Origin of the sequence: Micromonospora tarapacensis (assembly GCF_019697375.1) — a bacterium.
Lineage (GTDB): Bacteria > Actinomycetota > Actinomycetes > Mycobacteriales > Micromonosporaceae > Micromonospora > Micromonospora tarapacensis.
Map to the genome: position 1 here is coordinate 2228534 of NZ_JAHCDI010000004.1, position 11865 is coordinate 2240398.

Annotated in this window: 9 protein-coding genes; 4 read left to right on the plus strand and 5 right to left on the minus strand. The window is 72.7% G+C overall.

Features of this window, described 5'->3' with window-relative positions; genetic code table 11:
- Window positions 1–160: 160 nt before the first annotated feature.
- From KIF24_RS16060 to KIF24_RS16070, 3 genes are all read right to left on the minus strand, one after another.
- Window positions 161–2377 carry an ABC transporter permease gene (locus tag KIF24_RS16060; protein WP_221084726.1) on the minus strand — a complete coding sequence of 739 codons (2217 nt, stop codon included), beginning with the start codon at window positions 2375–2377 and terminating at the stop codon, window positions 161–163.
- 73 nt (window positions 2378–2450) lie between these two features.
- Complete coding sequence (locus KIF24_RS16065; RefSeq protein WP_221084727.1) at window positions 2451–3146, minus strand: ABC transporter ATP-binding protein; 696 nt, start codon at window positions 3144–3146, stop codon at window positions 2451–2453.
- Complete coding sequence (locus tag KIF24_RS16070; RefSeq protein ID WP_221084728.1) at window positions 3143–3673, minus strand: PadR family transcriptional regulator; 531 nt, start codon at window positions 3671–3673, stop codon at window positions 3143–3145. Before KIF24_RS16070 ends, KIF24_RS16065 begins: the two co-directional genes overlap by 4 nt.
- Window positions 3674–3990: 317 nt before the next feature.
- Here KIF24_RS16070 and KIF24_RS16075 point away from each other — a divergent pair, with 317 nt between their 5' ends.
- Window positions 3991–5334: a glycoside hydrolase family 18 protein gene (locus KIF24_RS16075; RefSeq protein WP_221084729.1), complete on the plus strand. Its 1344-nt coding sequence runs from the start codon at window positions 3991–3993 to the stop codon at window positions 5332–5334.
- A gap of 9 nt (window positions 5335–5343) precedes the next feature.
- Here the strand turns inward: KIF24_RS16075 and KIF24_RS16080 are convergent, their stop codons facing one another.
- Window positions 5344–6480 (minus strand): NYN domain-containing protein, encoded by a 1137-nt coding sequence (locus KIF24_RS16080; protein ID WP_221084730.1) that lies wholly within the window; start codon window positions 6478–6480, stop codon window positions 5344–5346.
- 123 nt (window positions 6481–6603) lie between these two features.
- On the opposite strand from KIF24_RS16080, the gene KIF24_RS16085 reads away from it, so the two are divergent.
- Window positions 6604–7170 (plus strand): nucleosidase, encoded by a 567-nt coding sequence (locus KIF24_RS16085; protein WP_221084731.1) that lies wholly within the window; start codon window positions 6604–6606, stop codon window positions 7168–7170.
- A 69-nt stretch (window positions 7171–7239) separates the two neighbouring features.
- Here the strand turns inward: KIF24_RS16085 and KIF24_RS16090 are convergent, their stop codons facing one another.
- On the minus strand, window positions 7240–8046 hold the full coding sequence (locus KIF24_RS16090) for a hypothetical protein (RefSeq protein ID WP_221084732.1): 807 nt from the start codon (window positions 8044–8046) through the stop codon (window positions 7240–7242).
- Window positions 8047–8247: 201 nt separating this feature from the next.
- Here KIF24_RS16090 and KIF24_RS16095 point away from each other — a divergent pair, with 201 nt between their 5' ends.
- Window positions 8248–11304, plus strand: coding sequence for a tetratricopeptide repeat protein (locus KIF24_RS16095; RefSeq protein ID WP_221084733.1), 3057 nt, complete (start codon window positions 8248–8250; stop codon window positions 11302–11304).
- Window positions 11305–11432: 128 nt separating this feature from the next.
- Complete coding sequence (locus KIF24_RS16100) at window positions 11433–11852, plus strand: DUF1440 domain-containing protein (protein ID WP_221084734.1); 420 nt, start codon at window positions 11433–11435, stop codon at window positions 11850–11852.
- Window positions 11853–11865 lie beyond the last annotated feature (13 nt).

The window sequence follows — 11865 nt, forward strand, 5'->3', positions numbered from 1 at the left end:
GAAACGTCTCCGTGCACCTCGCCTTGCCAACGGCACATTTCGCACCAAATCTGCGGCTCCTACGCAACTTGATTATGAACTCCTACTGTTGAGATTTACAACGTGTGCACAGTCATCGATAGTTTCGGTCGATGTGGGACAGCCGGAGCGCAGGACGCCACTACTCACTGCGCAACCCGTCCGCCCTGGTCAACCGCCAGAGCAGCGGCAGGCTGGCGGCCGTGACGGCCAGCACCATCAGCGCGGCGGCGCCGGACACTCCGGCGGTCGCCCCCCAGTTGAACCCGACCGACTCGCCTACCACGGAGAGCAGCACCGCGGTGAGTACGCTTCCGGCCCCGACGGCCAGCACCAACCCCAGCACCACCGGAATCCCCACCTGGTAGAGCACCGACCGGGACAGGATCCGCCGGCTGGTGCCGAAGGCGGTGAGCACCGCCAGCAGCCGACGCCGCTCGCGAAGCTGTTCGAGCACGTTGACCAGCATGCTCACGCCGATGAGCAGCAGCAACGCGACCGCACCGACCTGCACCGCCTGCTCGACGTTGGCGAGCAGGGTGGAGTTGTACTGATCCTCGATGGACTGGACGGCGGCGAACGGATCCACCCGGGCGGTCACGTTACGCACCCGTTCGAGGGCGTCCGGATCGGCGGGGTCGAGCCCCACCAGCACGATCTCCGCGGCCGGCGCGACGAAGCCGAGCGCCGCCGGGGTGACCAGGTAGTCCACCGCCGCGGCCAGGGGTGAGTGGAGCTCCACCCGACGGAGGTTCTCCGGCACCGTCCACGACGCACCGGGCCCCTGCTCGTCGAAGGTCAGGAGCGTCCCGGCCGGCGGACCGCCGGGCCCGCCGACGGCGAAGCTGTCGCCTTCGACGCAGGAGCCCAGCTCGGCGTACTGTGCCAGCGCCGCGCACTCGCCGACCCGCACGGTCGTCGGGTCGGCGGTGTCCGATCCATCGGTCAGGTACGACACGCCGCTGGTGACACGGACACCGGGCAGGTCGGCCAGCGCCCGCGGTAGGGCCGGCAGTTGCTCGTCGGCTGCGGACGTCGCGTACACGGTCGCCTGGAACCGGTCGGTCGGGCCCGACGGGGTGGAGAACTGTGCCTGTGCCACGCCCAGCACGCCCTGGACCGCGATCACGCCGGCCACCGAGACCGCGATGCCGGCGACCGCCCGCACCGCCGTGTCGCTGTCGAGCCGCAGCCGGCGTACCGCGAGTTCCCAGGCGACGCCGCCACCATCCAGCCGGCGCACCACCGACGGGACCAGCCAGGGCAGCAGCAGCGCGATGCCGACCAGTAGGAGGGTGAGGCCCGCGGTGAGCTGAGCCTCGATGATCGGGCCACCGCCCTCGGGCAGCCCGCCGAGAAGCGGGTAGAGCAACAGCAGGCCCAGCACCGGCGGGATCAGCCGCCACCACAGCAACCGGCGCCGCTCGACACCGCGCCGGACCACGCCGAGCGGCTCGATCATCACCCGTCGCAACGCCGAGAGGGTGACCGCCACGGCCGCGGCGGGCACCAGCAGCACGACCACCGCGACCAGCGCGGGCACCGGGCGCAGATCGGCCGGGAAGAAGCTGAACCGGGCCGGGACCAGTTCGCCGACGAACGGCCCGGCACCGAGGAAGACCAGCGCACCGAGCAGCATCCCCAGCACCGTGCCGACCAGGGTCTCCCCGGCGGCGACCAGGCGGGTCATGGTGACGTCCGCGCCCACCAGCCGCAGCGCGGCCAGCTGCCGGTCACGGGCCTCGCTGCCGAACCGGACCGCAGTCGTCACGAAGATCATGACGGGTAGCAGCAGGACCACCAGGCCGAGGACGGCCAGCACCAGCAGCACCGGCGGCAGGCCCGCCGGCTCCGCCGGACCGCTGGCACCGAACGCGCTGATCCGCTGCGTGTAGTAGGGCACCGTGGTGAGTTGATCCGTGCCCAGGTAGAAGAAGTGCTCGCCGGGCCCGGTGAGACCGTCCGGGGCGATGGTGCCGACCACCTGACCGCCCCACCGCTCGCGCAACAGGCCGCCGTCCGGGCCGTGCCACAGCTGCGCCAGGGCCGGTGACACGACCATCTCACCGGGAGCGAGTTGCCGTTCGACGCCGGGTGGCACCGGCGCCCGGTCGCCCTCCGGCCGCAGCAGACGGCCCTCGATACGCACGTCGCGGTACTGCGATCGGACCACCGCGTACAGCAGGGTGTCGGGTCCGGCCGCCGCCACCTCGGGGCCCGGCGACCGGGCGGTGCTCCGGTCGTCGCGGGCCGCGCCCACGGTGGGCAGGGCGGTGGCGGTCAACAGCATCGCCACCCCCAGCCCCACGCCGGCGGAGATCAGGGCCAGCCGGGCCCAGCCGGAACGGCCGCCGGCCACGCTGAAGCGCACCCCAGGGCCAGGTCACCGGTCCAGGCCAACCGGCCACGACGTGCCGGCCTGTCGGCGGCGCTCACCGGACCGGCTCCGGGACGCGGACCCGGCCGTCGCGGACCACGGCCTCCCGATCGGAGTACGCCGCCACCCGCGGCTCGTGGGTGACCAGCACGATCGCCGTGCCGGCCTGCCGGGCCGCCGTGACGAGGAGTTGCATCACCCGCTCGCCGTTGAGCGAGTCGAGCGCACCGGTCGGCTCGTCGGCGAAGATCACCTTGGGACTGGTGACCAGCGCGCGGGCCACGGCGACCCGTTGGCCCTGCCCGCCGGACACCTGGCCGGGGCGCTTGTCCGCCGCGTCGGCGACCTCGAGCTCCGCCAGCAGCTCGACCGCGCGCCGGCTCGCCTCCCGCCGCCGGACCCCGGCCAGTCGCAGCGGCAACGCCACGTTCTCCCGGCAGGTCAGCTCCGGCACCAACTGGCCGAACTGGAACACGAAGCCGAACTCCGTGCGGCGTAGTGCGCTGCGTCGGGTATCCGGCATGGCCGACAGGTCCGCACCGGCGTAGCTGACCCGGCCGGAGTCCGGGGTGACGATCCCGGCCAGACAGTGCAGCAGGGTCGACTTGCCGGAGCCGGAGGGCCCCATCAGGGCCAGCACCTCCCCCGCGTACACCCGCAGCGAGGCACCGTCGAGCGCTCGGGTCGACCCGTACGTCCTGGTCAGCTCCTCCGCCACCAGCAGCGGGCCCGCCGTCTCCGCGGGGTTCACGGCGTCTCCTTCCGCAGCTGGGCGCGGAGCTGGTCGAGCCGGGCCGCGGTCAGCTCCAGCCAGCGCAGGTCGGCTTCCAGGTGGAACAGCGCGTGGTCGCAGACGAGTTGGTCGGCCAGGTCGCCGTCGAACTTGCGGTTGGTCAACGAGCGCATCTGCGCCAGGTGCGCGGACCGCTGGACGTCCAGCAGGTCGGCCGCGTCCCGGTCGGTGAGCAGCGCCAGGACGACCTTGGTGTAGAGCCTGCTCTGCAGGTACGACTCGGGTTGCTCCGGCTGCGCCAGCCAACGCTCCACATCGGTGATTCCCGCCTCGGTGATCGCGTACCGCTTGCGATCCGGGCCGGCGCCGGGCTCGGACTCGACCTCCACGAGGCCGTTCTTCAGCAGCCGGGCCAGGGTCGCGTAGACCTGGCCGTAGTGCAGTGACCGGTCGCGACCGAACTGGTCGTCGTAGGAACGTTTCAGGTCGTACCCGTGGCGTGGACCGCGTTCGAGCAGGCCCAACAGCACCAAACCAACAGACATGACCGCGACTATACACGCTGTCTATACACGGTGCGTCTATCGGCCCGTGCGACTCGACGGCCCGCCGGCCGCAACCGGGGTTCAGCCGGCGATGCCGGGCCTCACGACGCCGTACGCCAGGTCAGCGACCGCAGGTCAACACGCCGTCGGGCACCGCACCGGCCGAGTCTCGCATTCGACGCCCGTCGATTCAACAGTGGCCGGGAACCATGGCGACGCAGCTCGGCCAACCCTTGACCGCAGACCGTGATCGGCTTAACTTTGTCGATCAGGAAGGTATCTTTACTGATTTCGCCTCACCCCTCCTGGGAGTGCCGATGCGATCGTCCCGCCACCGCCGCCTCACCGCTCTCCTCGCCCTGACCACCCTGCTGGTCACCGCCGCACCGCCGACCGTCGCCAACGCGGCCGGCAAGCCCGGCCGCGGCACCGGTTACCACCGGGTCGGCTACTTCACCCAGTGGGGCATCTACGGCCGGGCCTTCCCGGTCAAGAAGCTCGACACCTCCGGAGCGGCGAGCCGCCTCACCCACGTCAACTACGCCTTCGGCAACGTGAGCGAGGACGGGCGGTGCTATGTGGACGGTGGGCCGGGCGAGGGTGACGCCTGGGCCGACTACCAGCGCCCCGTCCCGGCGGACGAGAGCGTCGACGGCGTCGCCGACGCCTGGGGCGAACCGCTCAACGGCAACTTCGGCCAGCTTGCCAAGCTCAAGGCCAAGCACCCCAGCCTCCAGGTGATGATCTCCCTGGGCGGGTGGAGCTGGTCCACGTACTTCTCGAACGCCGCCCGCACCGACGCCTCCCGCCGGGCGTTCGTGGCCTCCTGCATCGACCTCTACCTCAAGGGCAACCTGCCGGTGCTGGACGGCGGCAGCGGCGGCCCGGGTTCCGCCGCCGGGGTGTTCGACGGCATCGATCTGGACTGGGAGTGGCCGAACTGGCCGGGCGAGCCGGGCAACGTGCTCCGCCCGGAGGATCGGGAGAACTTCACCAAACTGCTCGCCGAGTTCCGCCGGCAACTCGACGCGTACGGCCGGCGGACCCGTCAGCACTACCCGTTGACCGCGTTCCTGCCGGCCAACCCGGCCACCATGGACGCCGGCTACGAGGGCCGCAAGATCTTCAAGTACCTCGACTTCGCCACCGTGCAGGGATACGACTTCCACGGCACCTGGGAGGCGGTGACCAACCAGCAGTCGGCGCTGCGCGTGCCGAAGGGAGCGCCGGACGACCCGGACTTCTCCGTCGAGGTCGCGATCGACGGCTGGATCTCCCGTGGCGCACCCCGGCACAAGCTGGTCCTCGGCATCCCCTACTACGGCCAGGGCTGGACCGGCGTCACCGGCGGCGGCAACGGGCTGTTCCAGCCCGCGACCGGGCCGGCGCCGGCCACCCACGCCGCCGGATACGAGGACTACAAGAAGCTCAAGACCCTCACCGGCAACGGCTTCACCGTGCACCGCGACCTCCGTGCCGGGCATGCCTGGCTCTTCGACGGCACGACCTTCTGGACGTACGACGATCCCGCGGTGGTGCTGCGGAAGACGCTCTACATCCGGCGAGCCGGCCTGGGCGGGGCGATGATCTGGTCGCTGGACGGCGACGACGACAACGCCACCCTCACCAGGACGATCGGCCTCGGGCTGACGACCTGGTAGCAGCACGCCTCAGGACGGCTCGGCGGTGAGCAGGTAGTCGTCCGCCTCGGCGCTCCACCGCAGACCCACGGCGCCACCGGTCGCGGCGGCCTTGCAGAACTGGAGGAAGCTCCGGTAGCCCAGCTTCTTCTCGCTGAAGTCCGGCCGCACCCGGCGCAGCTGGTTCTTCAATCCGGACAGGGCCACCTCGCCGGTCTCCGCGGCGAGATCCTGCACCACGGTGCGGAGCAGCGCGAAGGCCACCTCACGGTCGCCGTGCTCGGGCAGGGAGACCTCCGGGTCGCCCTTGGCGGGGCCTTCCGCCAGCTCGATCACCCGCTGCCCGGCAAGGTGGCGTAGCAGCTCGCCGAAGGTGCGGAACCCGTAGTCCGACTCGCTGAAGGTCGGATCCTTGCGCAACAGGGTTCGCTTCAACCGCGACGCGGTCACCTCCCCGCCGGAGCCGCCCTGCAGGCCGGCCACCGTCTGCGCCACCAGGACGGCGAGCGCGTCGACGTCTCGTGCCGGTTCCTCGGCCGGACGCGCCTCGGCCTCCGCCTGCTCGGCGTCGGCCCGCTCGGCGTCGGCCCGCTCGGCGTCGGTCACCCGCTCGGCGTCGGTCACCCGCTCGACCGGCTCCGCGGCGGACGGCCGGGCCGCGCGGGCACGCCGACTGCGCGTCGGCAGGATGTCGACACCCTCCAGCCGGTCGTAGTAGAGGAACTCGTCGCAGGCGGGGGGCAGCAGTGCCGAGGTGGAGTTCTCGACACCGACGCCGATGACCTGCTTGTTCAGTTCGCGGAGCTTGTGCACCAACGGGGTGAAGTCACTGTCGCCGGTACAGAGCACGAATGTCGAGATGTAGTCGCGTTCGAAGGCCAGCTCGATCGCGTCGACGGCCATCTTGATGTCGGCGGCGTTCTTGCGCGTGGCGCCCATCCGCTGCGGTATCTCGATCAGCTCGACGTGGGACCGGGTCAGCATCCGCCGGTCCTCGTCGAAGTAGGACCAGTCGGCGTACGCCCGGCGGACCACCACCCGACCCCGCTCGGCCAGGGCGTCGGCGATGGGTCGGAAGTCGAACATCGCCCCGCCCCGGTGGTCACGCACCCCCAGCGCCAGGTTCTCGTAGTCCAGAAACAGCGCGATCCGGTCTTCTTGCTCCACCCCAGCAGCCTACGTCGACCCGATCGTCACGACCGAGGAGGTGGCCACGCGCAGCGCGAGGATGGCCGTGTCGTCGGTGCCTCGCCGCCCGCCGCCGGTACGGCCGGCGGCTACCATCGCTCGATGGATCTTCGAGGCACCATCAGGCCGGACCGGCCGCTCCTCGTCCTGGCCATCGCGGAGGAGGCGGCCCACCTCGATCCGGAGCTTCCGGTGCTGCTCACCGGCATGGGAAAGGTCAACGCCGCTGCCGCCGTCGCGGCCACGCTGGCCCGCTCCCCGCTGCCGTCGGCGGTGGTCAACCTCGGCACCGCGGGCGCCCTGCACCCCGGTTGGACCGGCACCCACGAGGTGGGCAGCGTCCTCCAGCACGACCTGGACACCGGGTTCATCCGGCAGCTGACCGGCCAGACCGTCGGGGCGCCGCTGACCCTGGGCGACGGACCGGTGCTGGCCACCGGCGACCAGTTCGTCGCCGACGACGACGCGCGCGCCGCGCTGGCCCGGCGAGCCCAGCTGGTGGACATGGAAGGCTACGCGGTGGCGTCGACGGCACGCGGGTTCGGCGTACCGGTCCGTCTGGTCAAGCAGGTCAGCGACGAGGCCGGCGACGGGGCGGACCGCACCTGGAAGCAGTCGGTCGACGGCTGCGCCCGACTGCTCGCCCGGTGGGTGCGCGACCACCTCTGAGACGCGGGGTCGCGGACGGGCCGCCCCGGCTCGTGTCGACCAGGGCGGCCCGGCGGACGACCAGCGCCGCTATCCGGTGTACCTGCCGTTGCGGGTGTCGCCCGAGGTGGCGTCGTAGAGCACCTTGCGGTAGCGGTGCACCGAGCCCTTCTTCACCGCCTGCCAGTGCCAGAGCGGCACGGCGTGGTCGTGGTGCTTCTTGTACGACCCGAACGACTTGTAGTAGACGCGGTGGCGGGCGTAGCCGCCGCAGTTGGCCAGGTAGCTGTGGGAGTACCTCGCCATCCCGCCGAAGCTGGACGAGTAGTAGGTCTTCGCCGGGTGGTACACCGTGCCCGGGTTCGGGTAGCCGGGTAACTCCGCCCAGTGGTACGAGTTCCAGTACAGGTCCCAGCACGTCGACACGGCCGCGGTGGCCATCCCGCCCGACGACGGCGCGGCGAGGTCCTCCGCGACGACCGGGGAGGGTGCGATGGTGCGGCCGGCCAGCTCCGGCGGGGTCGGGGTGCCCGGCGGCGGCTCCGACAGCAGCTCCCGCGGGACCGGCACGTCCTTCGGCGTGATGCGCAGGTACGCCGCCAGCATGCTTCGGTCGTCGTCGTTCACCAGCGGCGCGTTGCGGTCGACCTGCCCGTCCTCCCGCAGGCCCCAGTCACCGGACTCCTCGTCGCGGGAGAACACCACCCGCACCCCGTTGCGATAACCGAGCCGCGCCAGCTCGATCTCCCGGTCCACCGGCTCGTCGCTGGACACCCCGGGCTTGGCCGCACCGGCGGTGCCCGGCGGCGCGGCCGACGCCGGCGCGGCGGTCACCGCCAGCGTCGGCAGTACGACCAGCGCGGCGAGCAGGGCACGTCCAGGCCGCAGTACTGTCATGGCAACTCCTCATCCCGATCGATCGGTGCACGGACCACGCAGGCCCGTTGACCCGGCCATCGTGGGCGGCCGGGCTCAGGACTTCGTCAAGGTGGCGTCAAATTCGCCGGTCCACTGCTGTCGCAACGACGACGTTGGCGTAGGCACCGCCGCCGGCAGGGCGCCAAATGGAGATGGACCAGCTGCCACCGGAGGCGTCGGATGAGCGTGACGGAGGATCGGCCGCTGAACGGCAGGTGCACCCTCGTCGTCGCCGCGGCCGGCTACGGCAAGACCAGCGCGGTACGGAGCTGGTTGGGTGACCGCCCGGTGCGCTGGTGCGACGGCGCGGAAGCCGTCCAGTTGGCCACCACCGGCCCGGCCGGACTGGCCGCCTTCTGCACCCGATGTGCCGCCGGCCCGGCCGGAGACGAACCGGTCTGGCTGGTCCTGGACGACGTGCCGCGGCTGTCCCACCGGCAGTTGCGCACGCTCCTGGACGCCGTGGAGTTGCTTCCGCGACGGCTGCGGCTCGTGCTGCTGACCCGGCATCCGCCGGCAACGCTCCGGCGTCGACCCGCGGGGCTGCCGGCCGAGGTCGGCCCGGCCGATCTGGCCCTCTCGCCCGACCAGGTGTCGGCCGTCCTGGCCACCGATCACGGCCTGGCCGATCCGGCGCTCGCGACCCGGATCCACACCGCGACCGCGGGCTGGCCGGTGCTGGTCGCGCTGGCCGCGAAGACGGCCAGCGCCAGTGGGGCGGACCGCGACGACCTGGCCGGCCCGGGTACGCCGCTGGAGTCGTACCTGATGCGGGAAGTGCTGGCGGAGTTCGCACCGCAGGCGCGCCGCCTGCTGCGGGACGCGGCGCATCTCGACCCGGTGCACGCCGATCTCTGCCAGCGTCTCGGGCACGGCCGGGCCGATCGTCTCCTGGCCCGGATGGTGCGCGCCGGCATCCTCAACCCGCTGGCGGCCGGCGGGCAGGAGTACCGTCCGGTGCCGGTCGTCGCCGACGTCGTCCGCCGCTGCCTCCCGCTGGTCCCCGCGGAGACGCGGCGCCTGCACTCGCGGGCGGCGACGTGGTACGCGGAGCGTCACTGCCTGGTGCCGGCGCTACGGTCGGCCGAAAGATCCGGTGCCACCGAGGTCACCGCGCGCCTCCTCACCGAGCACGGCGCGGGGTTGCTCGCCTCGGGCGGCGCCGAGACCATCGTCGAGGCGTGCCGGTCGCTGCCCGAGCACGCGCTCTCGGCCGGCCTGCTGATGCTGCACGGCGAGGCGCTGCAGATCCGGGGCGACTTCGACGCCGCGATCGCCGGGTTCGGCAGGCTCGCCGCGGACCGGGAAGACCTGGTGGCGGGGCTCGCCTGGCGGTACGGGCTCGTGCACTATCTGCGCGGCGAGCCCCGGGCGGCCCTCGACATCTTCCGGCGTGGTCGCCTCGACGCCCACCCGTCCACCGACAACGTGCGCCTGCTGGCGTGGGCCGCCGCCGCGTACTGGACGACCGGGGATGCCGGCGCGTGTCGGGACCACGCCCGCCGGGCGCTGGCCGCTGCGGTCGAGGTCGGCGGCGACGACGCGCTCGCCGCCGCGCACGCGGCGCTGGCGCTGGAGGCCAAGCTGCGCGGTGACCGGCCGGCCGCCGACGAGCACCACGAGAAGGCGCTCCGGGCCGCCGAGGCGGCCCACGACACCGTGCAGGTGACCCGCATCCGCGCCAACCGCGCGTCCGCGCTGGTGGGCGAGGGCCGCTACGCCGAGGCGCTGGATCAGTTGCGACCCGCGGTGGAGCTGGCCGAGGCCAGCGGCTACAGCGCGATGCTCGCGCTGGCGCTCTGCAACGAGGGCACCGCGTACTTCCATCTCGGGCAGCTGGCCGAGGCGACGGCGTGCTACGAGCGGGCGGTGCCGATCCTGCAACGGATGGGATCGCACAAGGTGGCGTACGCCCTGGTGGGTCTGGGGGAGGTCCACGCGCTGCGGGGCCGCGCCAGCCTGGCCCGGGCCGCCTACGAGGAGGCGCTGCGGGCCAGCGAGCCGGTCGACGACCAGCAGGCCCGGGTGCCGGCGCTCGCCGGTCTGGCCCGGGTGCTCGCCGCCGAGCACGCCGGCACGGCGATCGCCATGGCCGAGCGGGCCGTCGACCTGGAACGCGGGCCGGACTCCGCCACCGCCCGGCTCGCGCTCGGCTGGGTGGCGCTGGAGACCGGCGACCAGGCACGGGCCGCCGAGGTGGCGTTGACGGCGTCCGACGCGGCCCGCCGGCATCGCGACCGTGCGGCGCTGGCCGAGGCGCTGGAGTTGCGCGGTGCCGCCGCGACCGACCCGGACGACACCCGCCGCTCGTGGCGGGAGGCGACGGCGATCCTGCGGGACATCGGGGCGCGGGTGGCCACGGATCGGATCGCGGTGCTGCTCGGTCGGCTGCCCGGTGCGGACCCGTCGGAGCGCCTCGGGGCTCACCTGGCCACCGACCGGCTGGCCGCGGTCGGGGTACCGCCGCCCGACCTGCGGCCCGCCGGCCCACGGGCGCGCATCGGCACCCTCGGCCGGTTCGAGCTGCACCTGGACGGCACGGCGGTCCCGGCCACGGCGTGGCAGTCGCGCAAGGCGCGGGATCTGCTTCGCATCCTCGCGGCCCGGCGTGGTCGGGCGATCTCCCGGGAACAGCTCGGCGAGCTGCTCTGGCCCGGCCAGGACCCGAGCCGGGTCGGTCACCGGTTGTCCGTGGCGCTGTCCACCCTCCGCGCCGTGCTCGATCCCGATCGCCGCACACCGACGGACCATTTCGTCGTCGCGGCCCACACGAGCCTGGCCCTCGACGTCGCTCACGCGGAACTCGACGTGGAGGAGTTCCTGACCGAGGCGGCGCACGGGCTCCACCTCGCCGAGCGGGGTGAGGCCGAGGAGGCGCGGGCCATCCTGCTGCTGGCCGAGCGGCGCTACCGGGGTGACTTCCTGGCGGACGAACCGTACGACGACTGGGCTCAGCCGACCCGCGACCAGGCGCGCCGGGTCTATCTACGGGTGGTGCGCGAGCTGGCCTCGCTGGCCCGCGGCCGAGGCCAGGTCGACGAGACGGTCCGCCTGCTCGGGCGGGCCCTGGAACTGGAGCCCTACGACGAGGGGGTGCACGGCGAGTTCGTCGGCACGCTGGTGGCCGCGGGCCGGCACGGCGAGGCCGGTCAGGCGTACCGGCGCTACGTCGAGGCGATGCACGCGATCGGGGTGCGACCGCGAGCCCGCAACGAGCTGACCGAAGCGCCGCGCTGAGCACCCGCGCCGCCGGCCTCGTTGCCCGGCCGGAGCACGTTTACCGACGGTGGCAGCCGGGTAGCCGGCGCTACTGCGGCTACGGATGGGAACGTGTCATGGCGCTGTCGGCACGCACGACGATCATTATGAGGAGCGGCATCCGGGGTGTCCTCGCCGCGATGGCGATGTCCGGGCTTCGGCAGGCCACCACGTCCCTGAACCTGGTCCAGAGTTCGCCGCCCAAGTCGGTGATGGAGAAGCTGGCGCCCGGACTGCTCGACCGGCTGCCCCGCGACCGGCATCCGGCGGCGCTGGCGGTGGCGCACTGGGGCTACGGGCTCGGGGCCGGGCTGGCCTTCGGCGCACTCCCGACGCGCCTGCGTCATCGGATCTGGGTGGGCCCGCTCTACGGTATGACGCTGCTGCTCGGCTTCCACGCCGCCATCGCGCCGGCCCTGGGTATCGACCGGCGGCTCACCGACTGGCACGAACAGCTGGCGCTGATCGCCGATCATCTGCTGTACGGCATCGTGGTGGCGGGCTTCCCGATGCCCCACCGCGACTGAGCCCGCCGACGCC

Coding starts and splice junctions, on each gene's coding strand:
- KIF24_RS16090 (WP_221084732.1), bottom strand. CDS start 8,046: ATGACAGTACTGCGGCCTGGACGTGCCCTGCTCGCCGCGCTGGTCGTA.
- KIF24_RS16075 (WP_221084729.1), top strand. CDS start 3,991: ATGCGATCGTCCCGCCACCGCCGCCTCACCGCTCTCCTCGCCCTGACC.
- KIF24_RS16100 (WP_221084734.1), top strand. CDS start 11,433: ATGAGGAGCGGCATCCGGGGTGTCCTCGCCGCGATGGCGATGTCCGGG.
- KIF24_RS16085 (WP_221084731.1), top strand. CDS start 6,604: ATGGATCTTCGAGGCACCATCAGGCCGGACCGGCCGCTCCTCGTCCTG.
- KIF24_RS16070 (WP_221084728.1), bottom strand. CDS start 3,673: ATGTCTGTTGGTTTGGTGCTGTTGGGCCTGCTCGAACGCGGTCCACGC.
- KIF24_RS16095 (WP_221084733.1), top strand. CDS start 8,248: ATGAGCGTGACGGAGGATCGGCCGCTGAACGGCAGGTGCACCCTCGTC.